Source organism: Jiella endophytica (assembly GCF_004519335.1).
Classification (GTDB): domain Bacteria; phylum Pseudomonadota; class Alphaproteobacteria; order Rhizobiales; family Rhizobiaceae; genus Jiella; species Jiella endophytica.
The window spans coordinates 608,875-634,990 of record NZ_SOZD01000004.1 but is presented as its reverse complement, the minus strand read 5'-3'; the positions used below and the strand labels follow the sequence as shown (position 1 = coordinate 634,990).

At 66.5% G+C, this 26,116-nt stretch carries 25 protein-coding genes and 1 pseudogene; 18 read left to right on the top strand and 8 right to left on the bottom strand.

From position 1 onward, the window contains the following. The first annotated feature begins 442 nt into the window (after positions 1-442). The 5 genes from E3C22_RS15875 to E3C22_RS15855 all read left to right on the top strand — a co-directional run bounded on the left by E3C22_RS15875 (position 443) and on the right by E3C22_RS15855 (position 5,267). The gene (locus E3C22_RS15875) at positions 443-721 is read left to right on the top strand and encodes a type II toxin-antitoxin system TacA family antitoxin (protein WP_134762992.1); all 279 of its coding nucleotides are present in this window, start codon (positions 443-445) and stop codon (positions 719-721) included. Position 722: 1 nt separating this feature from the next. Continuing rightward, positions 723-1,214, top strand: a complete 492-nt coding sequence (locus E3C22_RS15870; protein ID WP_134762991.1) for a GNAT family N-acetyltransferase — start codon at positions 723-725, stop codon at positions 1,212-1,214. A gap of 270 nt (positions 1,215-1,484) precedes the next feature. Further along, a complete protein-coding gene (locus tag E3C22_RS15865; RefSeq protein WP_134762990.1) occupies positions 1,485-3,020 on the top strand; it encodes a M16 family metallopeptidase in 1,536 nt (511 codons plus the stop codon). 23 nt (positions 3,021-3,043) lie between these two features. Further along, a complete protein-coding gene (locus tag E3C22_RS15860) occupies positions 3,044-4,375 on the top strand; it encodes a M16 family metallopeptidase (RefSeq protein WP_134762989.1) in 1,332 nt (443 codons plus the stop codon). A 10-nt stretch (positions 4,376-4,385) separates the two neighbouring features. Then, a complete protein-coding gene (locus E3C22_RS15855) occupies positions 4,386-5,267 on the top strand; it encodes a patatin-like phospholipase family protein (RefSeq protein ID WP_134762988.1) in 882 nt (293 codons plus the stop codon). 116 nt (positions 5,268-5,383) lie between these two features. On the opposite strand, the gene E3C22_RS15850 is transcribed toward E3C22_RS15855, so the two are convergent. The 4 genes from E3C22_RS15850 to E3C22_RS15835 all read right to left on the bottom strand — a co-directional run bounded on the left by E3C22_RS15850 (position 5,384) and on the right by E3C22_RS15835 (position 9,067). Beyond that, positions 5,384-6,799 (bottom strand): MFS transporter, encoded by a 1,416-nt coding sequence (locus E3C22_RS15850; protein ID WP_342635629.1) that lies wholly within the window; start codon positions 6,797-6,799, stop codon positions 5,384-5,386. A 78-nt stretch (positions 6,800-6,877) separates the two neighbouring features. Beyond that, the gene (locus E3C22_RS15845) at positions 6,878-7,186 is read right to left on the bottom strand and encodes a HigA family addiction module antitoxin (RefSeq protein WP_134762987.1); all 309 of its coding nucleotides are present in this window, start codon (positions 7,184-7,186) and stop codon (positions 6,878-6,880) included. Between the two features lie 12 nt (positions 7,187-7,198). Next, positions 7,199-7,477 carry a type II toxin-antitoxin system RelE/ParE family toxin gene (locus E3C22_RS15840; RefSeq protein ID WP_134762986.1) on the bottom strand — a complete coding sequence of 93 codons (279 nt, stop codon included), beginning with the start codon at positions 7,475-7,477 and terminating at the stop codon, positions 7,199-7,201. A gap of 387 nt (positions 7,478-7,864) precedes the next feature. Then, positions 7,865-9,067: a hypothetical protein gene (locus E3C22_RS15835; protein WP_134762985.1), complete on the bottom strand. Its 1,203-nt coding sequence runs from the start codon at positions 9,065-9,067 to the stop codon at positions 7,865-7,867. Positions 9,068-9,274: 207 nt separating this feature from the next. Here E3C22_RS15835 and E3C22_RS15830 point away from each other — a divergent pair, with 207 nt between their 5' ends. From E3C22_RS15830 to E3C22_RS24905, 4 genes are all read left to right on the top strand, one after another. Continuing rightward, positions 9,275-9,619, top strand: coding sequence for a DMT family transporter (locus E3C22_RS15830; RefSeq protein WP_134762984.1), 345 nt, complete (start codon positions 9,275-9,277; stop codon positions 9,617-9,619). A 2-nt stretch (positions 9,620-9,621) separates the two neighbouring features. After that, positions 9,622-10,173, top strand: a complete 552-nt coding sequence (locus tag E3C22_RS15825; RefSeq protein WP_134762983.1) for a TetR/AcrR family transcriptional regulator — start codon at positions 9,622-9,624, stop codon at positions 10,171-10,173. Positions 10,174-10,425: 252 nt separating this feature from the next. Continuing rightward, entirely contained in the window at positions 10,426-10,848 is a 423-nt protein-coding gene (locus tag E3C22_RS15820) for a VOC family protein (protein WP_134762982.1), read from the top strand. A 413-nt stretch (positions 10,849-11,261) separates the two neighbouring features. Continuing rightward, positions 11,262-11,393 carry a hypothetical protein gene (locus E3C22_RS24905; RefSeq protein ID WP_280987888.1) on the top strand — a complete coding sequence of 44 codons (132 nt, stop codon included), beginning with the start codon at positions 11,262-11,264 and terminating at the stop codon, positions 11,391-11,393. Between the two features lie 411 nt (positions 11,394-11,804). Here E3C22_RS24905 and E3C22_RS15815 read toward each other — a convergent pair whose 3' ends face one another. Then, entirely contained in the window at positions 11,805-16,655 is a 4,851-nt protein-coding gene (locus tag E3C22_RS15815; protein ID WP_134763048.1) for an NAD-glutamate dehydrogenase, read from the bottom strand. Positions 16,656-16,867: 212 nt separating this feature from the next. On the opposite strand from E3C22_RS15815, the gene E3C22_RS15810 reads away from it, so the two are divergent. Next, a complete protein-coding gene (locus E3C22_RS15810; protein ID WP_134762981.1) occupies positions 16,868-17,446 on the top strand; it encodes a peroxidase-related enzyme in 579 nt (192 codons plus the stop codon). 76 nt (positions 17,447-17,522) lie between these two features. Here the strand turns inward: E3C22_RS15810 and E3C22_RS15805 are convergent, their stop codons facing one another. Then, positions 17,523-18,101 (bottom strand): flavodoxin family protein, encoded by a 579-nt coding sequence (locus tag E3C22_RS15805; RefSeq protein ID WP_134762980.1) that lies wholly within the window; start codon positions 18,099-18,101, stop codon positions 17,523-17,525. Positions 18,102-18,131: 30 nt separating this feature from the next. Then, positions 18,132-18,482, bottom strand: a complete 351-nt coding sequence (locus tag E3C22_RS15800; RefSeq protein WP_134762979.1) for a DoxX family protein — start codon at positions 18,480-18,482, stop codon at positions 18,132-18,134. Positions 18,483-18,620: 138 nt separating this feature from the next. Here E3C22_RS15800 and E3C22_RS15795 point away from each other — a divergent pair, with 138 nt between their 5' ends. The 8 genes and pseudogenes from E3C22_RS15795 to zapE all read left to right on the top strand — a co-directional run bounded on the left by E3C22_RS15795 (position 18,621) and on the right by zapE (position 25,222). Beyond that, a complete protein-coding gene (locus E3C22_RS15795; protein ID WP_134763047.1) occupies positions 18,621-19,214 on the top strand; it encodes a TetR/AcrR family transcriptional regulator in 594 nt (197 codons plus the stop codon). Between the two features lie 245 nt (positions 19,215-19,459). After that, entirely contained in the window at positions 19,460-19,879 is a 420-nt protein-coding gene (locus tag E3C22_RS15790) for an antitoxin Xre/MbcA/ParS toxin-binding domain-containing protein (protein ID WP_245515018.1), read from the top strand. Further along, positions 19,876-20,353 (top strand): annotated as a pseudogene (locus tag E3C22_RS15785) (RES family NAD+ phosphorylase). Before E3C22_RS15790 ends, E3C22_RS15785 begins: the two are co-directional and overlap by 4 nt. 643 nt (positions 20,354-20,996) lie before the next feature. Then, the gene (locus E3C22_RS15780; RefSeq protein WP_134762978.1) at positions 20,997-21,248 is read left to right on the top strand and encodes a hypothetical protein; all 252 of its coding nucleotides are present in this window, start codon (positions 20,997-20,999) and stop codon (positions 21,246-21,248) included. Between the two features lie 6 nt (positions 21,249-21,254). Beyond that, positions 21,255-22,145 carry a pyridoxal kinase PdxY gene (gene pdxY / locus E3C22_RS15775; RefSeq protein WP_134762977.1) on the top strand — a complete coding sequence of 297 codons (891 nt, stop codon included), beginning with the start codon at positions 21,255-21,257 and terminating at the stop codon, positions 22,143-22,145. A gap of 131 nt (positions 22,146-22,276) precedes the next feature. Then, on the top strand, positions 22,277-22,924 hold the full coding sequence (locus tag E3C22_RS15770; protein ID WP_134762976.1) for a carbonic anhydrase: 648 nt from the start codon (positions 22,277-22,279) through the stop codon (positions 22,922-22,924). A 240-nt stretch (positions 22,925-23,164) separates the two neighbouring features. Next, the gene (locus E3C22_RS15765) at positions 23,165-23,737 is read left to right on the top strand and encodes a protease inhibitor Inh/omp19 family protein (RefSeq protein ID WP_134762975.1); all 573 of its coding nucleotides are present in this window, start codon (positions 23,165-23,167) and stop codon (positions 23,735-23,737) included. A 306-nt stretch (positions 23,738-24,043) separates the two neighbouring features. Next, on the top strand, positions 24,044-25,222 hold the full coding sequence (gene zapE, locus E3C22_RS15760) for a cell division protein ZapE (RefSeq protein ID WP_134762974.1): 1,179 nt from the start codon (positions 24,044-24,046) through the stop codon (positions 25,220-25,222). An 85-nt stretch (positions 25,223-25,307) separates the two neighbouring features. Here zapE and E3C22_RS15755 read toward each other — a convergent pair whose 3' ends face one another. Beyond that, positions 25,308-25,472, bottom strand: a complete 165-nt coding sequence (locus tag E3C22_RS15755) for a DUF1328 domain-containing protein (RefSeq protein WP_083592076.1) — start codon at positions 25,470-25,472, stop codon at positions 25,308-25,310. Positions 25,473-26,116: the final 644 nt, after the last annotated feature.

The following is a 26,116-nucleotide window of genomic DNA, read 5'->3' as shown; positions in this document are numbered from 1 at the left end:
CCATCTTCGCCTCCACGGGACATCTCCATGGATGCTTCCAGAATCAATCAGAGCCAAAACCGCAAGCCCGATCAGCTTCAAATCACCGCCGGCCATATGCGATTCGCCTGCCCTTGAGGGGGAGATGGGTGGCAACCCAGAGGGGGGTGCAGCGCCGACATCGCAAAAGCCTGGCGCCCGTCGCGCCCCTCTGCCTCGTGAGCCTGTCGAAGGGCGGCATCTCCCCCGCAAGAGGGGAGATCAGGCCAATCGCGAATGCGGCCACCCGCTGCAAGCGATCGCCCTTTACACGGGCCGGGCGGGTTTGATGGGATGCGGCTTGACCGCAGGTTAACCCGTAATGCGCTCCCGTGAGCGCGGGCGGATTGCGCGGTTTTCGTTGAAAAACCCCACGTTCGTCGGCACAATCTTTGGATCGAGGCAGCATTCAACGGACCGGACGATGACGAACACGGAGGGTAAGGGCGACACGCTGAAGGTTCGCATGGACGCGGTGACGCTCTCCATGATGGACACCGCGCGCGCCTATCTCAAACTCGACAAGAGCAAATTCATCCGGGAGAGCGTCCGCGAGAAGGCAGAATCGGTCATCGCCGAGCACCAGAAGACGCGCTTTTCCGCTGAGGACTGGACGGCGTTCTTCGGCGCGCTCGATGCGCAGGCCGCACCGACGCCGCGCATGAAAAGGGCGGCTGCAATGTTCCGCGACATACAGAAATAGCGTGGAGTTTGTCGCGCTCGATCCGAAGGGCCACGACCGCAAATCATTCGATTGCGGCGTCCCGGCGCTCGACCTCTATCTCCAGCGCTACGCCAACCAGGATTTGAAGCGCAGCCTGACGCGCATCTACGTCCTCGCCGACGGTCCCGCCATCATCGGCTACTATTCGATCGGCGCCCATTCCGTCCGCCGCGATCACCTGCCCGAAGACCTCAAGGCCGGCCCGTACGAAGAAATCCCGTTTCTCCTGCTCGGACGGCTCGCCGTCGATACACGCTGGCAAGGCCAGGGCTATGGCGACGCGCTCATCGTCCATGCCTTCCACACCACCCGGCAAGCGGCGACGCAGATCGGCATCCTCGGCATGATCGTCGAGGCGAAGGACGAGACCGCCGCCGTCTTCTATGAGGGGTTCGGCTTCCGGCGTCTCATCGGCACGGCCCACCGCCTCGTGCTGCCGATCACGGCCATGGATGCGCTGTTGGATACGTGATCGTCTGGCGTGAAACGTGGGTCCCGCGCCTTCCCACTCACGGCAAACCCGACGGGATGAAGGCTATTTTCTGGAAAAGCGTCACGAGGCCGCCTCTGCTTCCTGCGACCTGAGCGCCCATAAACTCGCCATTCTCCCTCGTCATACCGTGCGTCCGGCGCTTCGCGGCTCGATCCGTTTTCGATCTGACGAAACCGTAAGTGGCCAGCGAGCTGCCGCTTCGGCATAGTTGCGCAGACTGCATTCCAGAAGACGAGGATCATCGACCACATGACCAAGGCGATGCGGGCCCTTTCGGCCACTGCCCTTGCGGGCGCTCTCGCTTTCACCCCGATTTTCGGCGCCTTTGCCGAGACCGCGACGAAGACCGGCAGCGAGGCGAAGGCCGACGCGCCGGCCACCGCCAGGTCCGACGCGGTCGCCGGAACGCCGGCCGATCACGAGACGGTCGAGGAGCGCATCACCGAGTTCTCCCTCGATAACGGCCTGCAGGTGGTTGTCCTGCCGGATCACCGCGCCCCCGTCGTCACCCAGATGGTCTATTATCATGTCGGTGCGGCGGACGAGGCGCCGGGCGAGAGCGGCATCGCCCACTTCCTCGAACATCTGATGTTCAAGGGGACCAAGACCCATCCGGAGGGCGAGTTTTCCCGCGCCGTCGCCGATATCGGCGGCCAGGAGAACGCCTTCACCACCGACGACTATACCGGCTACTACCAGCAGGTCCCGGCGTCGGCGCTGGAGATGGTGATGGGCTACGAGGCCGACCGCATGGCCAACCTCGTCCTGACGGACGCGGTGGTGAAGCCCGAGCGTGACGTCATCCTCGAGGAGCGCCGCATGCGGATCGACAACGATCCGGGCTCGCAGCTGCAGGAGGCGGTGCAGGCGGCGCTGTTCCAGAACAGCCCCTACGGTATCCCGGTGATCGGCTGGCGCCGCGAGATGGAAGAGCTGTCGCGGGCCGATGCCATCGCCTTCTACGACAAGTACTACACCCCCAACAATGCGACGCTGCTGGTGGCCGGCGACGTGACGGCGAAGGAGGTCAAGGACCTCGCCGAGGCGACCTACGGCAAGGTCAAGCGCCGGGCCGATCCCGGCGACCGCGCCCGGGCGCTGGAGCCCGAGCCGCTCGCGGCCCGCACGGTGACGCTGGCCGACGAGAAGGTGACGCAGCCTTCCATGCAGCGGACCTATCTCGTCCCCGGCGAGACCATCGCGGCGCCGGGCGAGGCGGAAGCGCTCGACGTCCTCTCCGACATTCTCGGCGGCGGCACCACCTCGCGGCTCTATCGTTCGCTGGTGGTCGAGAAGGGCATCGCCGCCGGCACCGGCGCCTATTATTCCGGCACGGCGCTCAAGGAGGGCCAGTTCGGCGTCTATGGCATGCCGCGCGGCGAGGCGAGCATCGCCGACATCGAGACGGCGATCGACGCCGAGATCGCCGAGATCGTCAGGAAGGGCGTCACCGAGGCCGAGCTCGAGCGGGCGAAGAACCGAGTGCGCAAGAACATGATCTATCTGCGCGACAGCCAGACGGCGATGGCAAGGCGCGTCGGCGCGGCGCTGTCAACCGGCCGGACGCTGAAGGACGTCGAGACCTGGCCGGACCGCATCGAGGCGGTCACCGTCGCCGAAGTCAATGCCGTGGCGCGCAAGTATCTGACGCCTGAGCGCTCGGTCACCGGCTATCTGAAGCCGAAGGAGGCCGTGACGGCCGCCGCCGAGACGGGCGAGGCGAAGCCTGCCGGCGACGTCGAGGGCGAGAAGCCCGCCGCCGCCGCCGCTCCGTCGCGCTCGTAACCGCCCGTTCCCGAAAGATCGTCATGACCATCGCAAGCCTCTCCCCGCGCGTCCGTGGCCTCGTCGCCGGCCTGTCCTTCGGCCTCCTCGCCTTTTCGGCGGCGCCCGCGGCCGCCGTCGACATCCAGGAGGTCGTCAGCCCCGGCGGCATCAAGGCGCTCCTCGTCGAGGACCATTCCAACCCGCTGATCGCCGTCAACTTCGCCTTCAAGGGCGGCGGCTCGACCCAGGATCCCGAGGGCAAGGAGGGGCTTGCCAACCTTCTCACCGGCCTCCTCGACGAGGGCGCCGGCGATATCAAGAGCGCCGACTTCCAGGCCAGGCTCGACGATCTCGGCGTCTCGATGAGCTACGACACGAGCTACGACAACTTCACCGGCTCGTTCCGCACCATCACCGATTTTGAGGACCAGGCCTTCGATCTCCTGCATCTGGCGCTGACGGAGCCGCGCTTCGACGAGGAACCGGTGAACCGCATCCGCGGCCAGATCGTCACCGGCATCCTCGCCAACCGCAACGATCCCGACGAGATCGCCTCCAAGGCCTTCCGCGAGACGGTCTTTGCCGGCCATCCCTATTCGCGGCCGACCGACGGCACGCCCGAAGCGCTGGCGAAGGTGACCGCCGCCGATCTGGAAAGTTTCCGCAAGAAGGTCTTCGCCAAGGACGATCTCGTCGTCGGCGTCGTCGGCGACATCACGCCGGAAGATCTGAAGACCCGCCTCGACCAGGTGTTCGGCGATCTTGCCGCCAGGGCAGAGCTGACGAAGGTGCCGATGGCCGAGCCGGTCCTCGGCAAGACCGTTTCCGTCGACCTTGCCGTGCCGCAGACCAACATCCGCGTCGCGATGCCGGGCGTCCTGCGCTCCGACAAGGATTTTTTCGCAGCCTACCTGATGAATCACGTCCTCGGGGGTGGTTCCTTCACCTCCTGGCTCTATGAAGAGATCAGGGAGAAGCGCGGCCTCGCCTACGGCGCGTCCAGCTATCTCGCCACCTACGACCACGCCGGCATCCTCGGCATCGCGACGGCGACGCGGGCGGATGCGGCACCGCAGACCGTCGACATCATCCGCAAGGAGATCGAGCGCATGGCCAAGGATGGTCCGACCGAACAGGAACTCGAAAAGGCCAAGGCCTATGTCAAGGGCTCCTATGCGGTGCGCAATCTCGACTCCTCGCTTGCCGTCGCCCAGACCCTCGTCGGCATCCAGCTCGACGATCTCGGCACGGACTATATCGACAAGCGTCAGGCGATCATCGACGCGGTGACCCTCGACGACGTCAAGGCGGCGGCAAAAAAGCTCCTCGACGCCAAGCCGACCGTCGTGACGGTCGGGTCCGCCGGCGCCTGAGGCGGGCGGCATGCGGCTCGGCCTCGCACTCGGCGGCGGCGGCGCGCGCGGCCTTGCCCACATCCACGTCCTCGAGGCGCTGGACGACCTCGGCCTTCGTCCGGTGCGCATCACCGGCTCGTCGATCGGCGCGATCATCGGCGCCGGCTACGCCGCCGGCATGCCGGCGCGGGACATTCGCTCCTACATGCTCGACTGTTTCGTCAGCCCGCGCATCGTCATCGGCCGGCTGTGGCAGACGCGGCCGGTGTCGCTGCAGGAATTCCTGAGCGACGGCGGCTTCCGCATCGGCCAGCTGAATGCCCGCCGGGTGATCATGGCCTTCATGCCGCCGGACGTGCCGCTGACATTCGAGGAACTGCAGATCCCGCTCGGGGTGATGGCGACGGATTACTTCGCCAGGGCCGAATGCGAACTCGACAGCGGCGACCTGCGCAGCGCCATCGCCGCCTCGGCGGCGATCCCGGCGGTATTCCGCCCGGTGCGCCGAGACGGCCGGGTGCTGGTCGACGGCGGCATCTACAATCCCTTGCCCTTCGACCGGCTGAAGGGGGTCGCCGACTTCACTATCGCCGTCGACGTCAATGGCGGGCCGGATGGCGACGGCAGCCGCATGCCCACCCCCGTTCAGGCGATGATCGGCGCCTCGCAGTTGACCATGCAGTCGATCATCGACACCAAGCTGACGATCTCGCCGCCCGATCTCCTCTTCCGCCCCGCGGTGTCGCGCTACGGCGTCCTCGACTTCCTGCGCTCGCGGGAGATCCTCGCCGCCACCGAGAGCGTGCGCGACGAGGCCAAGCGGGCCATCGAGCGCCATGTCGAGCACCGGCTGAAGGGCCACCGCATGCCGATGCCGCGGATCGAGGCGGCGGCCGGGCCCTCGCGCTGAGGGCGGAGCGTCATGGCTGTGCGGTCCCGCGAGCACTGCCGATCCCCTCATCCTGAGGTGCGAGCGCAGCGAGCCTCGAAGGGCGATGGGAGCGGCGAGTGACGCCGCCCGCTGTCCTATGCCTGCCTCGTCTCCCGCGGCCCCCTCGTCCGCAGCACCAGCACCAGCCCGACGACGAAGAAGGCGATCAGGCTCGCCATGCCGATGCGCGAGGCGGTGACCGGATGGAAGCTTCCTGCCGCGACCTGCGTCGCCCCGGCGACGACCGCCGGTGCGAGGAAGGACGTCGCCCGGCCGATGAAGGCGTAGAAGCCGAAATAGCGGCCGGCCTCTTCCGGGGTGACGGATTTCGCCATCCAGGAGCGCGACGAGGCCTGGATCGGCCCGAAGGCGAGGCCGATGAGGAGGCCGAAGACGATGTAGCTCCGCTCCGCCCCGCTGGCGAAGACGCCGCGGCCCTCGGCCGGCGGATCGAAGCCGAGGAGGCCGAAGAGCGTTGCGTCCGGACTGGTCGAGATGATCCCGATCGTGGCGATCGACAGGGAGAGGATGGCCATCACCACGACGGCCTTGGACCCGAAGCGCCTGTCGAGCATGCCGGCAACGAAGCAGCTCGGAATGGCGACGACGTTGAGGATGATGCCGAACAGCCCGCTCTGGATCAGCGTCCAGCCGAACATGCCGGCGGCGAAGGAGCCGCCGAGGACGATGAGGGCGTTGACGCCGTCCTGATAGATCATTCGGGCAAGCAGGAACTGAAACAGCGGCCGGCGGGTGCGGATCTCCCGGAAGGTCGCGGCAAGGTCGCCGAGCCCCTGGCGCATCGCTGCCGAGACCCTTTCGCCCTTCGGCCGGTCCGGCGTCAGGAAAAACATCGGCAGGATGAAGACGAGATACCAGAGCGCCGCCAGCGGCGCCGTCGCCCGCGCGCCTTCGCCCGCCGCCGGATCGAGGCCGAAGGCTGGGGGCAGGCCGAGAAGGGTGAGGCCGGTGTCCTTCGAGCCGGCGAGAAAGGCCAGCGCCGCGATCAGGAAGACGATGCCGCCGGCATAGCCGAGGCCCCAGGCGATGTTGGAGATCCGGCCGATCTCCTCGTTCTTCAGGAGCCGCGGGATCATCGCGTCGTTGAAGACGATGGAAAATTCCGCCGCGGCGGTCGCGACGACGATGAAGAGCGTCGCGACGAACAGCGATGATCCGGGGGCCGAGAACCACAACAGGCAGAGCGCCGCGATCTTGAACGCGGCAAAGCCGCCGATCCAGGGCTTGCGCGGGCCGGCGCGGTCGGCGACGGCGCCGAGAAAGGGCGAGCCGACGGCGACGAGGACGCCGGCGATCGCCGCGGACAGGCCCCACCAGGCCTGACCCGTCGCCGGGTCCGGCGCCAGTTGCGAGACGAAATAGGGGCCGAAGACGAAGGTGAGGACGACGGTGAAGAAGGGCTGGGCGGCAAAGTCGAAGGCCATCCAGCCCCAGACGCCGGGCCGCTTGAGGGCGGGGCGCGCCTCGCGCGTCAGATCATCCGATGTCACGTGGCAAGCCCCCGGCTGTCGGTGCGGGGCGGTCGCAGCCGCCCCGATCTGCGAGGTAGAGGGTCGCCCGGCCGGCGGTCAAGCGACGCCGAGTTTCTTGACCCGGCTGACATCCACGTCCCGTTCGGCATGCCAGGCATCGTGGGCCGCCTGCATGCGCAACCACACCCCGGCGCCGTCGCCGAAGAATGTTCCGAGCCTTGCCGCGACATTCGGGGTCACGGGCTTGGACTCGTTGAGGATGTCGTAGAGATGCTGCCTCGAAATATCGAGGGACCGAGCAATCTCGGCCTTGCTCTGGCCGATGTCCGCCAGAAGATCGGCCAGAAGCGCTCCGGGATGGGAGGGACAGCGGTTCGCCCCCCTGACGGCATTGTATTCGGCCATACCATCCTCCGATCAGTGGTATTGTTCGAAATCCACGCGGTAGGCGTCACCGCCCTCAAATTCAAATGTCACGCACCACGGACCATTGATGTGGACGGAGTAGCGCGTCGGCGAAAATCCCAGCAGTGGATGAAAGTTGAAGCCGGGCAGGTTCATCTCGTCGAGGGACGATATGGCCTCCAGTCGATCGAGCCGGAGCAGCAGGCGCTTGTGCATCTTCTTGTCGATCTTGGCAGTCGTTCCACGCGACCACAACTCTGCCAGTCCCTTGCTGCGAAACGTCCTGATCATCGATAGCATCCGGGCGGGCAACGGCTTCGGTCGACGAAAGAGATGTAAGCGAACCGTTGACATGCGTCAACTGATCGCTGACAGCGACTTTCCGACGTCTTTGCCGGAAACATAACCTCACCCCGGTGGATGCTCTCCGATGACTCGTGCCATGGCGATGCGAGTGTGCCGGGGCAGACGACGACGCGATCGCTGACGCAGGAAATTTTAAGCGACGCGCGTCCATTCGGTCGCGCAAACCACGCTCCAACTTGTTGAATCTCCGCGTCGCGCTTTCCGAAAGTCGATTCCGATCTGCGGGCCGATGCTGGTGGGAGCATACGAGGCGACGCTCGACTGACGACGGGTCGCATTTCTGCCGGCCATCCGCCCCCTCCGCCAACCCCGTCACTGCGCGGTGGCGCGGCTCGCAAGCGTGAACACCACCTTCTCGGCCATGTCCCTGGCGAGGCGCTTCAACGTGTTGGCGACGAAGCGTCTGACGCAGGCCGGCTGCGCCGGCACGCTGCCGATCGAGGCAGCGCAACCGGTGAACATCTCGCCGGAGGTCTCGAACTTGCCATCGGCCACCATTTCGCCGGCGGCCACGTCGAAGAGCTTGAATTTGATCGCCGCCTCGAGCTGCATCACCTGGGTGAAGTCGTCGGGCCCAGCTTTTGCCGTCGGCGTATAGACGAGCAGGTAGTCGGCCTTGCCCGCAAGCCTTGCAGCGGCTTTTCCGATATCCGCCTCTTCGGTCTCGCCGCCGCCGGAAAACCGCTTCGCGACGTCGTCGTCGGCTTGGCGGAACGCCTGTTTCGGATAGGTCGATGGCAGGGAAGCGACGACCTCGCGCAGGCCCTCGAGCACGGCTATTTCGTTGTATGGCGAGCGAAGTGCGGCCTCCGGCCTGCGGTCGACCGCGACGATGATGCCCGGGCCATTGAAGATCGGCGGGCAGGCGGCCGCGCCGACGATCTTTGCCGGCAGACTGTCGACCAGGTGCGGATAGGCGCTGCCGAGCGCAGCCTCGAAACAGGCGATCGCCGCCTTCCGGTCGGCCTCCGCGGCCTTGCCGGACAGATCGTCGGCATTGCAGCGTCCGCCATCGAGTTGCGCGGCGGCTTCCGAGCCCTGGAGAAGAACGGTTTCGCTGGCCGGGTCGAGCAGCCTGTAGCGGATTTCGGCGGCCATTCGCGGCTTGCCCGTATAGGGGTCGGGATAGCCCGTCCCCGAGAACGAGTGGACCAGCAGCAGCCCGTCTGCCGAGGCGGCGACCTCGGCGATCTCCGCCTCGCTGATCTCGTTCGCCGACTGCAGCGTCCTTGCCGTCACGAGCTGCGACTCGCCAGCCGTCACCAGGCGGGTGACCCTGTCCGGGCAGGTCATCCTGCGGCCCTTCGCGATCTTTCGAAGGGCGCCCAGCATCGCGCCGGAAACATCCGGCGAAAGGGTGTCCGGCTCGCCCGCAAGCTGCACCGGGAAGAGCGCAATCACCGCGGCCGCACCGTCCTCGGCCGAAGCCTCGCCCCATGCCAGGCAGAGACCGACCGCCAGCGCGGCCCGCCGCAACTGCGATGCGACCGTACCGGCAGACCTCGCATGCAGCATCGGCTTTCACTCCAATCTTCCGCAAGGGAAGATCACTATAGCCGGCAGGTCCGATGCCGCAAGTTCGCCCCAGCCCCAGCCCCAGCCCCAGCCCCAGGCCCAGCCGCGGCCGCCCGCGGCCGTCCGCACACCACTCCTCCACTTGACGGGAAACATACCGCGTGGTTGGTATCTGGCTCCACTTCATTCTTCCGATCGGTGACGGCGATGACCTCGGCCTTCCTCGCATATGGCTATCTCGCCTTCGCCATCATCTGCGAGGTGACCGGCACGTTCTTCCTGCAGCGGTCGGCGCAGTTCACCCGGCCGCTGCCGACGCTGGCGATGGCCATCCTCTACACGGCGGCATTCTTCTTTCTCGCCCAGGCGCTCCGGGGGATGCCGCTCGGCGTCGCCTATGCCATCTGGGCCGGGCTCGGCATCGTGCTGACAGCGGTCGTCGGATGGGCGGTCTTCCATCAGGCTCTCGACGCAGCCGCGATGGTCGGCATCGCGATGATCGTCGGTGGCGTCGTCGTGATGCAGGCCTTCTCCCAGGCCGCGACCCACTGACGATGAGCAACGCCCGCCGCAAACAGCCGGAGGTCGTGCGGCGCCGGCTGCTCGATTGTGCGGAGGCGCTGGCGGTGGAGAGGGGGCTTGCCGGCATCACGGTGCAGGCCGTGGCCGATGCCGCCGGGGTGACCAAGGGCGGGCTGTTCCACCATTTCCCCACCAAGCAGGCCCTCGTCGAAGGCATGGTCGCCGATCTTCTCCACCGTCTGGACAGGGAGATAGACGCGGCGATCGAAAAGGATCCCGAACCGCGGGGAAGCTTCACGCGGGCCTATGTCGACAGCGTCTTCGTCGGTCGCGAGTTCGGTTTCGATACGCCCTGGGCCGCCCTCTCGGTGGCGATGGTCGCAGAGCCGCATCTGCGGCGGCTCTGGGCAGGCTGGCTCGACGAGCGCCAGCATCGGCATCAGGACACCGACGACGACCCGATGCTGGAGGTCGTGCGGCTGGCAGTCGATGGCGCCTGGCTCAGCGTCACGATCCGCGAAGGCGAAGCCGCTTCGGACATCGCGGAACTGCGCCAAAGGCTCATCGGCCTGACCCGCCGATAGGCCTCTCAGCCGGTTTCGCATGCCCGATCCCGAAGGACAGGTCGATCCGCCCTTGTCCGGCTTTCCGGCCCGCGCCTTCGTCGCGTCTTGATCGCGGCGGCAAGATGAACGAGGATGGGGGCGTCTGAAACAGGTTAGGTCGGTGCGGTTGGCCCGGCCCCCGCCCAAGCGGGTCCTTCCGTCGCGATGGCGACGGCCCAAGACCTTCAATGTCCGACGCAACCCTGCGCGGACAAGCGAAAGGGCTTGGATATGCAACAACAGATCTCCGTCGTCACACTCGGCGTCGCATCGCTCCCTCGGTCCCGTGACTTCTATGTCGGGGGCTTCGGATGGTCGCCGGTCTTCGAGAACGATGAAATCGCCTTCTATCAGATGAACGGCCTGATGTTTGCCACCTGGACAAATCCGGGCCTCGATGGCGACATGCAGCGCGAGAGCGCATCGGCGCCGAGCGCCTTCGCCCTCGGTCACAATGTTGAAAGCGAGGCCGAGGTGCGCGCCGTTCTGCAGCGGCTCGTCGAGGCGGGCGGAACGCTCCTCAGGGAGGCGGGCGCGCCGCCGCATGGCGGCTATCGCGGCTATGTCGCCGATCCGGACGGCCATGCCTGGGAGATCGCCTGGAATCCCGCCTGGCCGATCGACGAACGCGGCCTGGTGACCTTCGGGGTCTGAGACCGAGTCGGGCAGCCGGCGGACACTACGAGGCGGGAGCAGCAGCCGAAAGAAATCTCCCGCCTTTCGTCAGACGGCATGCTACAGAATCGGTCCGAAAATCGGATTCGATTTTCGGTGAGCTCGATACATGAAATCAGGGTGTTACGGCACGGCGCGTCCTGTCCAGCCGACCCGAAGATCGCAGCGGATTTTCGGCAGGCGCAGGATCGAAGTGCCGGCGCGTCGCATGCCCCCGGAAGCGCCGTGCGTCCGAATGGACGCACAAAAGACGCTCTCTGTTATTGGATCACCGCATCGTGCTTTCCGAAAATCGAATCCGATTTTCAGGCCGATGCGGTAGGCCGGACGGCGCTCTGAAATTCCGTGTCGCGCTCCGACATTCACCATCGCAACCTCGAAGGACCACAGCCATGGCTAAGGGCCAGATGCGCAGCAACAAGGAAGTCCGCAAGCCGAAGGCCGACAAGAAGGCCAAGGCAGCGGCGCCCGCCACCGTGCCCGGCAAGTTCGCCGCGCCGCAGTCGGGCGACAAGAAGAAGTGAGCTTTCGCCGGCTCCAAATAGCGCCGGCAAGCTGGGCCTTAAAGGCCGGAGGCCGCAAAGCAGGGGAGAGGCGTTGATCGGACGCTTCGGTTTGTGTCTTCCGGATTAGGCCTTTCCGCATTCGCCCATCCCCTCCCGGTCCGGCGATCAGCGGATCGCGCGGCTCATCGACCTTGCAGAATGGGTGACGGCATCAACACCTCGTCATCCCGGGCTTGCCCCGGGATCCATTCCAAATCGTTGCCGTCTTTGCGGCGGTCGTTTGCGAAGCACTGTTTTGCCTTCACCAAACAGGCCGCTTCACCGCTGAGGAATGGATCCCGGCTCAGGGGCCGGGATGACGAAGCTTCAAGCTTGGCGACCATTCTTCCATGCCGAGGAAGTCCGCCCAAAGGTGTGAAGCTTGCAGGATCACACCTGCGCCGCGAGATCCGACAGGAGGCCGGCGGCGACGGTGAGCCGCGCCACCGACGTCTCGCCGGAGCCCGCCAGCGCCACGAGCTGGCTGCGGATGCGGTCCACCGCGGCATGGCGATCCCTGGCCCAGCTCTCGGCGTCCTGGCCGCTCTTCAAGGTTGCGGCCGTCAGCTGGCGCCGTGCCCTGGCGATCTGGCTCTCGGCCCGCTGCAGAGCCAGCGTCTCGAAATAGTCGCTGGAATCGAGGCGGAACAGCGCCGCCTCCAGACGCCCGACCTCGAACAGCCGGGTGATCTCGAAATAGCTCTCCACCGTCTCTTCGAGCGGCCGGCCCGTCTCCCTCGAGACGGCCGCTATGTCGGGGATCAGCGCCACCAGCGGCAGCATGGCGACGGCCTCGGCGAGATCCTGCGGCACGCCCTGGCGCGCCCAGTCGGCAATCCGCTGCTCGGCCTCCTGCCGGGCGGCGTCGGAGGCGATCTCGCCGAGCCGGTCCTTCAGCTGGCCGAGGGCGTCGCGGCTCTCGATGGCGACGCTGGTCAGGCCCGCCTCGAAGCTCTCATTGAGGACGTACCAGTTGGTAAGCCGGCGCAAGAACCAGCCGACCTGGCGGTAGAGGGCGTTCTGCAGCCGGCCCGGCAGCTTGGCGTCGAGGGCGTCGATGCGTTCGTAGAGATCGCGGATGTCGAAGCCGTCCTTGGCGGCGACGAAGGCCTGGACCACCGAGGCAGGCGGCGCGCCGGACGATTCCTCGACGGTGGTGACGAAGGTCGGTCCGGTGCGGTTCACCACCTCGTTGGCGAGCACCGTCGCGATGATCTCGCGGGCCAGCCGGTGGCCCTTGATGTCCCGCGAGTAGTCGCGGCGCATCGGCGCCGGGAAATAGTCGTGCAGCCGGTCTTCCAGATAGGGATCGTCCGGCAGCCCGCTGGCGACGATGTCGTCGAAGAGGGTGATCTTGGCATAGGCGAGAAGGACGCCGATCTCCGGCCGCGTCAGGCCCTGGCCGGTGCTTCGAAGGTCGGCGATGGCGGCCTCCGACGGCAGCGTCTCCACCGCCCGGTCGAGCAGGCCGGCGCCTTCGAGAACGCTCATGAAGCGCGACTGCAGCGCCAGCGCCGAGACGCCGTCGCGCTGCTCCAGCGAGATCGCCAGGGTCTGTTCGTAATTGTTGGCGAGGACGAGGTCGGCGACCTCGTCGGTCATCGAGGCGAGCAGCCGGTCGCGTTCCTGCCGCTCCAGCCTGCCGCCGCTCATCGCTCCCTTGAGGGCGATCTTGATGTTCACCTCGACGTCCGAGGTGTTGACGCCGGCGGAGTTGTCGATGGCGTCGGAGTTGATCCGTCCGCCGCGTCGGGCGAACTCGATGCGGCCCTTCTGGGTGACGCCGAGATTGGCGCCTTCGCCGATCACCTTCGCCCGGACGTCGAGGCCGGTGACGCGCACCGCATCGTTGGAGCGGTCGCCGACATCGACATTGCTTTCGCTCGAGGCGCGCACATAGGTGCCGATGCCGCCGAACCAGAGGAGATCGACCGGGGCCTTGAGGATCGCGGTGATGATCTCCGGCGGCGTGCCCTCGTTGCGGTCGAGGCCGATGGCGGCAGCCGCCTCGTCCGACAGGTGGATCACCTTCTCGCGCCGCGAGAAGATGCCGCCGCCATGGGAGATCCTGGTGGCGTCGTAGTCCTGCCAGGAGGAGCGCGGCAGCTGGAACAGCCGTTTGCGCTCGGCAAAGGCGCTCGCCGCATCGGGGTTCGGATCGATGAAGATGTCCCGGTGGTCGAAGGCGGCGATCAGCCGGGTCTTGTCGGACAACAGCATGCCGTTGCCGAAGACGTCGCCCGACATGTCGCCGCAGCCGGCGGCCGTGAAGCTCTCGGCCTGGATGTCCCAGGCGCCGTCCTCGTCGCGGCCGTCGCGCTCGATCTCGCGGAAATGCCGCTTGACCGCCTCCCAGGCGCCCCTCGCGGTGATGCCCATGGCCTTGTGGTCATAGCCGGCCGAGCCCCCGGAAGCGAAAGCGTCGTCGAGCCAGAAATCCTCCGACTGGGCGATGGCGTTGGCGGTATCGGAGAAGGTTGCCGTCCCCTTGTCGGCGGCGACGACGAAATAGGGGTCGTCGCCGTCGTGGCAGCGCACGCGATCCGGCGTCACCACGTCGTCGCCGACGATGTTGTCGGTCACCGACAGGAGCGAGGCGATGAAGACCACATAGGCCGAGCGGCCGGCGGCGAACCACTGGTCGCGCTGCGAGGCGTCCGGCAGGCGTTTGGGATAGAAGCCACCCTTGGCGCCGACCGGCACGATGACGGCATTCTTCACCTGCTGCGCCTTGACGAGGCCGAGCACCTCGGTGCGGAAGTCCTGGGCCCGGTCGGACCATCGAAGGCCGCCGCGCGCCACCGGCCCGAAGCGCAGATGCACGCCCTCGACGCGGGCGTCGAAGACGAAGATCTCGCGAAACGGCACCGGCGCCGGCAGGCCCTCGACGGCGCGGGAATCGAACTTGAAGGCCAGCGCCGGCTGGACCCGGCCTGGCTCGGAATCGGCCTCGGCACTGATCCCGTCGACGGCGAAGTAGTTGGTGCGCAGCGTCGAAAGGATGGCGTTGAGGAAGCGCCTGACGATGCGGTCCTCGTCGGCCGAATCGACGTCGTCGAGCGCCTCGAGGATCTCGTGAAGGATCGGCGCGACGCCGCGCGCCCTGGCGCGGCGCTCCTCCCGGTCTTCCGGCTCGTCGGAGTCCTCCGGTGCTGTATCTCCCGCGCTGCCCGCCCGCTCGGGATCGAAGGCGGTCTCGAACATCTGCCACAGCGCCTTGGTGATCCCCGCATGGCGGATCAGCGCATTGGCGAGATAGTCCGGCGAATAGGCGAGCCCCACCTGACGCAGATAGCGCGAATAGGCGCGCAGGACGTTGGCCTTGCGGAAATCGAGCCCGGCCTCGAGGACGAGGGCGTTGAAGCCGTCATTCTCGATCTGCCCGCGCCAGACCGCGCCGAACACGTCCTCCAGCGCCTTGCCGTCGTCGTCGAGGCCGATTGGCTTGCCGCCGCCGGCGCGCACGAGGTCCATGTCGTGGAGATGCACGGCGTCGCCGTCCGGCCGGGCGAGCCGGAAGGTCCGCTCGGAGACGACGGAAAAGCCCATGTTTTCGAGGATCGGCACCCTGGTCGACAGGGCGACTGCCCGGCCGAGATGGTAGATCTTCAGCCGCACCGTATCGGCGGTGTCGCCGTCGCGGCGGTAGAAGTCGACGAAAAGCGGCGCCTCCTCGGACAGCTTCTCGATGACGGCGACGTCCCGCACCGCTTCGGCCGGCGAGACGCTGTCGCGGTAGGTGCCCGGCAGGCCGCTGGCAAAGCGCCGGTGGTGGACCGGCGCGCCGGCATGGCCGAGGGCGGCGATATACTCGTCCTCCCAGTTCTTCGCCATTTCGGCGATGCGCGCCTCGAGCCTTGGGATGTCGACGTTGGGCGTCGGATCGCCGGCCCGCCCGACGATGATGTGGACGCGGGCCAGCAGCCCCTCCGGAAAGGCCGGATAATAGGCCGAGACATGGCCGTCATAGGTCTCGGCGAGAAGCTGGCCGATCCGCTCGCGGAGCCTCGAATCATACCGGTCGCGCGGCACATAGACGATGATCGAGGCGAAGCGGTCGAACTTGTCGACCCGCGGCAGCACCCGCACCCGCGGCCGCTCGCCGAGCTCGACCACCGTCGCGGCGTAGCGCTCCAGAAGCTCGGCGTCGATCTGGAAGACCTCGTCGCGCGGATAGGATTCGAGCGCGTTGAGAAGCGCCTTGGCCGAATGCGAGCCCGGCCGGAAGCCGGACTTGTCGATCACCGTCTCGGCCTTCTGCCGGACATAGGGGATCGTCAGGATCGAGCGGGTATAGGCGGTCGAGGTGAACAGGCCGACGATGCGGAGTTCGCCGGTCAGCCGACCGTCATCGTCATATTGCTTGACCCCGACATAGTCCATGTAGGCCCGGCGGTGCACCCGCGAGCGGGCATTCGCCTTGGTGACGATCAGCGGCGCCGGCGCCTTCAGGAAGTCGCGGATTTCCGGCGTCGTCACGAGGGGGCGGCCCGGCCGGCCGAGAATGCGGATGTCGGGGTCGGAGAGGATGCCGAGCGCGTCGCTCTGGCGCCGCTCCAGCATCTCGCCGTCGCGCTCGCCGTGATAGTCGTAGTCGCAGGTGCCGAGGAAGATGAAGTTGTCGTCGCGCAGCCACTCGAGCAGCCGCGCCGCCTCTTCGGCAGCCTGGCGCTCGCTTTCGGGAAGGCTTGCCGCCCGCCGCGTCAGGTCCTCGACCGCCCGGTTGACCCGCTCGCGCATCGGCACGAAATCGCGGTTGGCATGGGTCACCTGGGCAAGGATCGTCGCCAGCGCCTCGGAAAGGCCAGAGCCCGGGTCGCCGCCGGCCAGCGGGTCGACGGCGAACTGGATGAGGCTGGTGCGGGTCGTCCCCGCCCGCGTCTCCTCGCCCACCCTCGAGGCGGCGAAATCGGCGAGGCTGCCGTCCTCGCCGCGGCTGACGTCGAGGATCGGATGGGAGATGTAGTGGATCTCGTTCGCCCGCTCGGCGATCTCGGCGGTCAGCGAATCGAACAGGAATGCCATGTCGTCACAGGCGATGGTGACGAGTTCCTGCGGCTCACCCTTGTGGCGGAAGTCATCCGGCCGATCGATCCACACCAGCGGCCTGCCCGGCCGGTGGGCGGCCAGCGCCTCGGCGCCGGTGCGGGCGGCGGCGGCGAGAGCCGCGGTGTCGAAGGCCTCGAGATCCTCCACCGGCGGGCGGGCAAACAGCAGCGGCGCGAGCTTTGCCCCCGGCATGTCCTCGCCGATCGCCCTTGCGACGGCGCCGACGACCTCGATCTTCTTCGGGTTGCTATCCTCGCTCACGTCGCCGACCCTCCTCGCGCGCCCCTGTCTGTGGCATCAATCATAGGTCAGGACGCCCAGACTGCGAGGCTCGGTCTGCCCGGCAAGGGCGGCCGGATGCCGCAGGACGCGACGTCAGCTGCGGCGTCAAAGGGAGGAAAACGATGAGCGAAAAACCCGACCGGCCGGTGACGGCCCTCGATCTCGGCCTTGCCGAGCCGCTGTCGGAGCGCACGAGGGCCTATTTCGACAAATGCGAGGAGAAGCTCGGTCTCGTCCCGAACGTCCTTCTCGCCTACGCCTTCGACGAGGCCAAGCTCGAAGCCTTTTCGCGCTTCTACAACGAGGTGATGCTGGCCGACAGCGACCTTTCCAAGCTCGACCGTGAGATCATCGCCGTCGCCGTCTCGGCGATCAATCACTGCCATTACTGCCTCGCCGCGCACGGCGCCGCGGTGCGCGAACTTTCCGGCGATCCGATCCTCGGCGAGACGATCGCCCAGAACTGGCGCGCCGCCGGCCTCGACGAAAGGCGGACGGCGATGCTGGATTTCGTGACGACGCTTACCGAGCGTCCCGACCTGATCACCGAGGCCGACCGCGAGGCGCTGAGGAGGGCCGGCTTCTCCAATCGGGCGATCTTCGACATCGCGCAAGTCGCCGGCTTCTTCGCCATGTCGAACCGCGTCGCCGCGGCGAGCGACATGCGCCCGAACGCGGCGTATCACGGCATGGGAAGATGAAAGGAGGAGACGGCGGAACGGCTCGGAAGCGATGTGGAAGCTTCCGCGATCGGCGCCTTTCGACGCGGTTTTCCGATCAGCTGCGCCGCTCGGCGTCGAACCGCCGCGCCGTCTGCGCGATGCGCGCACCGTAGAGACGCGCCGTCTCGAGATCGCCTTCAGACATCTCCTCCGGCGCGGCGTCGGCATCCGACTGGGCCATCGGCGCAAGGTAGGAGCCCATCCGGTTGATGTCGTCGCGCACCGCGGCCTTGGTGTTGGCCGGCTTCAACGCCAGCGACACCCACAGGCCGCCATGCTGCCCGGCGAGCAGCACGAAGTAGTTCAGCGTGTTGAGCTTGTCGCCGTTGAGGCTCGCACTGTTGGTGAAGCCGCCGAAGACCTTGTCCTGCCATTTCCCTTCGAACCACGCGCCCGAAGAGGCATCGGCGAATTTTTTGAACTGCCAGCTTGGCCCGCCCATGTAGGTCGGCGAACCGAAGACGATGGCATCGGCGGCATGCAAGGTCGCCCATTGCTCGTCCGAAAGATTGCCCTCAGCGTCAATCGGCAACAGGGCGGCATTCGCCCCCTTTGCGATCGCTTCGGCCATGCGTTGCGTGTGGCCGTAGCCGGAATGGTAGACGACAGCGGTCTTAACGGCGGTGTCGGACATGAGACATTTCCTTTGTGGGATGGAGCTTTTTCAGGCGGTCTGGCCGAGAGCGGCCAAGGCAAGGAGAAGCAGGAACAGGATCGGCGGCGGCAGGTGGCCGTAAAGCCGCCGCGAGAGGATCGCCCACACTGCGGCGGCCATGATGCAGGTGCCGAGGGCGACGCCGAAGACGCGGGTTGCCGGCAAGAGCAGCAGCATGGCGACTATGAGTTCGAGAACGGCCGTGACCCGGCACCACCAGCCGGGAAAGCCGAGATTGGTGAAACTCGCGCGAATTTTGGGATGACCGGTGGCATTGGCGATGCCGCCCGCCGCGAAGGCTGCAGCGGCAAGCCAGGCCGCAAGCGGTTCGCCCGACGCGGTAACGATGGAATCGAACATTCGAAACTCCCTGCAGAGCGGTCGACTCTTGCGATCCTTGTTACGCTACATATTCTAGCATCGCTAGATTAACAAGGGTCCATAGAAAATTTCCGTGCGTTGACGATATCCTGCGCGATCGATCAGGAAGGGCCGGCTTTGGGCATCACCGAACGCAGGCTCCGCGAAAAGGCGGAGCGGGAAAGCCGCATCGTTGCGACCGCTCGCCACATTGCCGAGGAGGAGGGCTGGCCGGCGGTGACCATCCGGCGCCTCGCGCAGGACATCGAATACAGCCAGCCGGTGGTTTATTCCCACTTCGCCAGCCGCGATGCCATCGTCGGCGCGGTGGCGCTCGAGGGCTTTGCCGATCTCGCCGAGACCCTGCGCGCAGCGGCCCACACGACCGCGTCGCCCCGCAAGGCTCTCGAAGCCGTGGCGACGGGCTTTTTGGATTTCGCCTTCGCGCGGCCCGCGATCTACGAAGCGATGTTCGTTCTGCCGACCGGCCTGCGTTTTGCCAAATCGGATACGCCGCCGCCTTTGCGGACGACGTTCGGGGCGCTGATGGCGGTGATCGCCCCGTTTTGCGACGATCCGGAGCTTGCGACGGAGACCTTCTGGGGCGCCCTGCACGGCCTGGCGGAACTCGACCGACACGGCCGCATCCGGCCGGCCTTCAGGGCTCAACGCATTGCGCTCGTCGTCGACGCCATTTGTCATGGGCCGGACAACGGACCGGCGGGCGCCTGAGAGTGAGCCGCCCCATGCAGGGTGTTTGCGCTATGTTCCGATTTCAAGCGCCACTTGCGGCGAACGGCGCCGGGAAAGCGACCCGAGCGTGGCCGAACGGTTCAAGGCAGGCGGAGCAGATCGGCGAAGGCGCACGGCCAAGGCGCCGGAGCGATTTCCCCTGTAGAGGTTCCACCATGCGGGGTCGCGTTGCAGTCAGTCCATCTGAAGCATATATTTGCCTCGACCGAGGCAGGGGGCGTAAGGTGACAGTATCGATCGAGGCTCTGCTCGGCATCGAGCGTGGACACTCTGCCATTTCCTTTCTCGCGGCGATCGAGGAGGGCCTGCCCGTCACGGCCCTCGACCGGCTGGCCGAGACTGTCGCGCCGGATGACGTCCGGATCAAGGTCCGCCTGATTCCGAAGGCGACGCTCGAACGGCGTCGCAGATCTGCGAGCAAGCGCCTGACCCGCGAAGAAGGCGATCGCCTGGCGCGGCTCGCCAAGGTGTTCAGCTTCGCGCTCGAGGTCTACAAAAGCCCTGAGAAGGCCCGCGAGTTCCTTGGCCGGCCGCATCCGATGCTCGACGGCAAGCCGCCGCTCGACATCGCACTCGGCACCAGCCCGGGCGCGGACCTCGTCGTCAATCTCATCGGACGCACGGCCTATGGTGGCGGGGTGTGAGGGGAGGTCGAACCGACAGGGTTCTCACCGCCTATCGCATCGGCGATCCGGACGGTGCCCATCCGATCTATGGTGCCGACGGCGCGCGCCTTTATCCGGGGCGGTGGAACACGTCGGCGAGCCCGGTAATCTACACGTCCCAACACTACTCGACCGCAATGCTGGAAAAGCTGGTCCACGCCAATTCGGTACTGCCGCCCAATCAGCATTATATTCGGATCACCATTCCGAACGGCACCAGCTACGATCTTCCAGCCTGAAGCGCATCCGGGCTGGGACGGCGCGGACGAGCGCATCTGCAAGGCTGTGGGAAATGAGTGGTACGAGGAAGCACGCAGCGCCCTCCTTCTCGTCCCCTCGATCCCCGCCCGGATCGAGCGCAACATCCTGATCAACCCTCGCCACCCGGATGCCGGCGGGATCACCCATGAGCTGCCCGAGCCGGTATGGTGGGACGAACGATTGTACGGTTGAAGGCCGGTCGGCAGCGCGCTTGTGAAGTCCCTGTTTTAGGCCCTCCGCCATCCGGCAAAAAACTTATCCCCGCCCCCTGACACCGCCCGTACAATCTCGGCACCGTCTCCCCGAAGGGACACGAATGATCGCCGGGATCGTTCGGGGAGGCGGGCGGTGTCCGCGGCGTGGCCCCTTCCGGAGGGTGTCCGCGTCCCGGACGGGTTCGAGGCTCCGCTGGCCCCTCGCGTAATACGGCGCGGGTGCGGATCGGTCCGCTTGAGGTCGCCGCGCTGAAAAGGTGCGGCGGGCGAAGAGCCAGCAGCCGGTGTTGCCTGCCCGAGGTCGGCGTTTCGGCTTGAAAAGGCCGAGGCGCAAGACAGGGCGGATGAGCCGAGAAGACCCCGAAAAGACACCGCGCGGAGCGCCGGAGGCGAGCCGTTGAAATACCAACCTACGGAGGCTCGCCTCCGGCGTTCCGCTGTCCGCCTGTCGGGCGGAAAAGACCCGGCTCCTCAGGGAGAGGGGTGCATCGCATGGGCGAAAACCGGGGCGCGCCGCGCCGCCGGGCGCCTGCGCTTGCCCATCAGGGGCCGCGCGCGCCTTGAAGCGGTCGACCTTTGCCCCTGTTGCCCTCGGCGGTCAGATCGGCGACAAGATTTCCATGAGCGGCAACGAAAGCGAAGACCAGCGCGAAGCCCAGCGGATCCTCGAGCGCGTGCGCCAGGAGACCGATCCGCAGATCGGCGCCCACACCCAGGCGATCTTCACCCGCACCGGCGATCACTTCATGGCCCGCGACGTCGACCAGTCGGACCGGATCGAGGTGATCGGCAGCCGAATCGGCCGCATCGCCAGCGTCGCCGGCTTCGTCGTCCTGGCGCTGCTCCTTGCCAGTCAACTTCTTCAGGGCTGAGGCGTGATGGCCAAAGAGAGCATTGCCGCGGCCGACCGGCCGGCCGTCATCTCGATCTCCAGCCACGTCGTGCGTGGCACCGTCGGCAACCGCGCCGCCGCCTTCGCGCTGGAATCCCTCGGCTTTCCGGTCTGGTCGGTGCCGACGGTGACGCTCGCCTGGCATCCGGGCCACGGCCCGGCGACGCGCATCGTGCCGCCGCCGGAAGCCTTCGCCGCGATGATGGCCGAACTTGCCGCCGCGCCCTGGCTCGGCGAGGTCGGTGCGGTGCTCACCGGCTATTTCGGCGCGCCCGACCAGATCGAACCGGCGGCGAGACTGATCGAGGCGGTGCGCGCGAAGAACCCGAAGGCCGTCGTCCTCTGCGATCCGGCGACCGCCGATGGTGGCCGGCTCTACCAGCCGCGCGAGATGCTCGAGGCGATTTCCGGCCGGCTTCTGCCGCTCGCCGATATCGCGACGCCCAACCGCTTCGAGCTGGAATTTTTGACCGGCCTCGAACTCACCGACAATCGCGAGCTGATCGAGGCGGCGAGCGCGCTCGGGCCGCGCACGGTCGTCGTCACCTCGGCCTTTCCGATGCTGAGGGGCGGCACCGGCAATCTGCTCGTCGACGACCGCGAGACCATGCTCGCCGAGCACCGTCTGGTGGAGAACGGGCCGAAGGGCGTCGGTGATCTCACCTCGGCGGTGTTCCTTGCCCGCATCCTTGCCGGGGCGACGCTCGAAAAGGCGCTGCAGTCGACGACGGCGACGGTGTTCGAGCTCATCGCCCGCACCGCCAAGCGCGGCGCCGACGAACTGACCATCGAGACCGATCTCGACAGCCTGAAGCATCCGATGGCGATGGTGCAGATGCGCCGGCTCGGCCGCTCGCAGCCCAAGCAGCCGGCCTGAGATCTGGTTGCCCTTGCCGTGTCGGCTGACCTACCGGAGCGTGAAAGAGGCCAGCCTCTTTTCATTTTGCCGGGACTGTGCCAGCAGAAAGATCCAGCGTGCGATGCAGCAAGACGTTGGAAGGAAACCCCATGTCCAGCCTACTTCCCGATCATCTGCTTGATGGCTACCGGTCTTTCATCGAAAAGCGCCTGCCCGGCGAGCGCCAGCTGTTTCGCCAGCTCGCCGACGAGGGCCAGCACCCGAAGACCATGGTAATTGCCTGCTGCGATTCGCGCACGGCCCCGGAAACGCTGTTCGACTGCGCACCGGGCGACATCTTCGTCGTGCGCAACGTCGCCAATCTCGTCCCGCCCTACGAGCCTGACGGCGAATATCACTCGACCTCGGCGGCGCTCGAATTTGCCGTCAATTCGTTGAAGGTCGAGCACATCGTCATTCTCGGCCACGGCAATTGCGGCGGCATCCACGCCGCGCTGTCGCCCTCGGCCGAGCCGCTGTCTGCCGGCGACTTCATCGGCAAGTGGATGAGCCTGCTCGACCCCGCCGCCAAGGCGGTCGGCGCCAACGAGCTGATGACCGGGCGCGAGCGCCAGTCGGCGCTGGAGCGCATCGCCATCCGCTATTCGCTGCGCAATCTGCGCAGCTTTCCCTTCATCGCTGCGCTCGAGGCGGAGGGGCAGATCACCCTGCACGGCGCCTGGGTGGATATTTCCTCGGGCGAACTCTGGGCGATGAGCCCGGATAGCGGCGACTTCAGGAAGACGATCGACGAATAGTCCCGAAGCTCCGACGTCCCCGGAGCGGCCGAGCTCGGCGAGCGGTCCGTCGATGGCCAATAAGGATCGCCGCCGCCTCGAAATTGCGGCGGTTATCGTGGATTGCCGGGTCAAATCACGGATTTCTGCCGGGTTTTGACGCAATGATGCCTTGCCTTGCCCCTAGTCCCTCCGCTTTATGGGCAGGAAGAAGATCCGAAGGTCCCGCCGGACCGGATCGTATTGGGGGAATGAATTTCGATGCTACATCCCATCAGGATCGGTGCCGTGACGGCCGCGCTGCTTGTGGCAGCCGGCTGTTCGCGCTCGATGTCGCCTTATTCCGACAACGGCCCGCCGCCGCTGGCGCCGGTTCCGACCGGCCAGGTGGCAGCCAACCAGCTGCCGCCGCCCCCGCCGCCACCGCCCCCGGGAGACGGCTTCGGCAACGGTGAGACGATGAGCAGCGACGCGGAGATGTCGCCGGGTGGCAATCAGGGCGACCTGTCGGCCTCGCCCGACCAGAATACCCAGGTGGCCAGCGCCAGCCGGCCGGCACTGTCACGGAATTCCGTGCTCGGCGCCTACAAGGTGACGACCGACGGCGGCAACTGCCAGATCATCCTGTCTCTGACCAAATGGTCGGGCGGCTATCGCGCCGCTTCGCGCGGCTGCCCCGGCAAGGTCGCCGACGTCTCGGCCTGGGACGTCTCGGGCAGCCAGGTGGTGCTGAAGGATTCGGCCGGAACGAACGTCGCCAATTTGAACTCGTCGGGCGATGCCCGCTACGAGGGGCGGACCACCGGCGGCCAGAGCATCACCCTCTACCGCTGACGTTTCGGCCCGCATGGGCCGACGGTACGGGGAACGAGCAGAGGAGCCGCCGGCGATCGATCCCGGCGGCTTCTTTTTTGGCCCCAGCCACCACGCTTGCCGACAGACGTGGATTGGGTGATTCAAGGAGGTAGAGCGTCATTTGTGCGTCCGTTGGGGCGCGCGGCGCTCAAAGACCATTTCGCCTGCGATGGTTGTCGTCTCGCCGCGAAGGACGATAATGCTGCGATGCGGCAAGGCTCTGCCGGTCGGGGTGGGCTTCTGCGACGCGACTGAACGACGCGTGAAAAGGGAACGACAGCACCGATGGCCCCCAGCGCAACCGTCGAGCCGAAGTCGCGGCCGGGCCCGGTCCGCTCCGCTTTGGAGCGGCTGATCACCTCAGGCGAGATCGAGGCCGATCCCCTGCAGCGCCGGCTCGCCGACCGGCTCGACGCCCTCGATCGGCGGCTCTCCGCCGAGATTGGCGCCTCGAAGAAGAGCGCGCTTGGCTGGCTTTTCGGCCAGAAGCGCGAGGCGGAGCGTGTCAAGGGCCTCTACGTCTTCGGCGATGTCGGCCGCGGCAAGACCATGCTGATGGACATGTTCTTCCGCCAGAGTTCCGTGGCGGCCAAGCGGCGGGTGCATTTCCACGCCTTCATGGGCGAGGTGCACGAGCGGATCGGCGAGCACCGGCGCGCCCACAAGAAGGGCGAGGCGAAGGGCGACGACCCGATCCCGCCCGTCGCGGAAGCCATCGCGGCAGAATCGCGCCTGCTCTGCTTCGACGAATTCACCGTCACCGACATTGCCGACGCGATGATCCTGTCGCGCCTGTTCAAGGCGCTTTTCGCCAGGGGTCTGGTGCTCGTCGCGACGTCGAATGTCGCGCCGGACGATCTCTATCCGAACGGCCTCAACCGGCCGCTCTTTCTGCCCTTCGTCGCGGTGCTGAAACAGCATGCCGAGATCTTCGAGCTCGCCGGCGAGGAGGACTATCGGCTCGCCTTCCTCGGCGAGGAAGACATCTATGTCGAGACCAGCGATTCCGGGGCGGACGGGCGGATCGACGCCGCCTGGGAGCGGCTTCTCGACGGTGCCAGGGAGACGACGGCGTCGCTTTCGGTCAAGGGCCGGACGATCCCGGTGCCGCGGGCCGGCAACGGCGCCGCGAGATTCTCCTTCGACGACCTGATGAAGCGGCCGCTCGGGGCGCAGGACTATCTGGCTCTGGCCCGGCGGTTCCACACCGTCGTCGTGGAGGACGTTCCGGTCATGGCCGAGGCCGAGCGCAACGAGGCCAAGCGCTTCATCACCCTCGTCGATGCGCTCTATGACTGCGGCCGCCGGCTGGTCGTCTCTGCCGAGGCACCGGCGAACGAGATCTATCGTGCGAGGAACGGCACCGAGGCCTTCGAATTCGACCGGACGGTGTCGCGCCTCTTCGAGATGCGTTCCAAGGATTACCTGGAAAAGGCGGCATCTGCCGAGGCCCGCGACGACTGAGGATCGTGGGAGTTGTCACTGCGCAAAAAAAGCCGCCCCGTTCGAAGACGAGGCGGCTTTGGTAGCAGCGTTCAGCAGCTGAGCGTCAGAGCGCGCGGCGGCGACCGAAGATCAGCGACAGCACGAACAGAACGATCGCCACGAAGAAGATGATCTTGGCGATGCCGACCGCGGTGCCGGCGATACCACCGAAGCCAAGAACCGCCGCGATCAGGGCGATGACGAGGAAAGTAATAGCCCAACCGATCATGGCTGGTACTCCTTTTCACTAAGATGTTGGTTGCCAAGAGAACGGCCCGGCCTCGGGAAAGTTGCAAAGGCTGCAATGATTCTTTTTCGCGCCGGCAGGCTACTGCGGTCGCAGAGAGTGGTTTTAAAGAATACGACCGGAAATTGCTGAAGGTGAGCCGTGGGCATAGCGACCGAACGCGTCGGGCACTGGCAGGGGTCGTCTCGCCGCTCGGCCGAGGATCAGATTTGCAGCGTAGGCGCGGCTGCCGCTTTCCGGCGAGCGGATGCGCCTGCCCACCCCCCTCTGTCCTGCCGGACATCTCCCTCTCAAGGGGGGAGATTATTCCTGCATCGACGCTTTGCCCTTCCACAGACGATAGCCGTTTGCATGATCGTTGAAAGGGTGCTGAGCGGCACTGACGCAGCCGATCTCCCCCCTTGAGGGGGAGATGTCCGGCAGGACAGAGGGGGGTATCCGACTTTCGACTAGCGAAAGAGCAGGTGAACCTTTCACCTCACCATGCCGCACGAAACAGCGGAAAGCGGCGCTGCGATGGGTGGGGGCATTTCCTCCTCAAGGCGGAAATGCCCGCTCTTCGACCGGCTTGAGGCTGGGGTATCGCTGGAAAATTTCCGCCGGCTCGCGGGCCATGCGAAAATCGA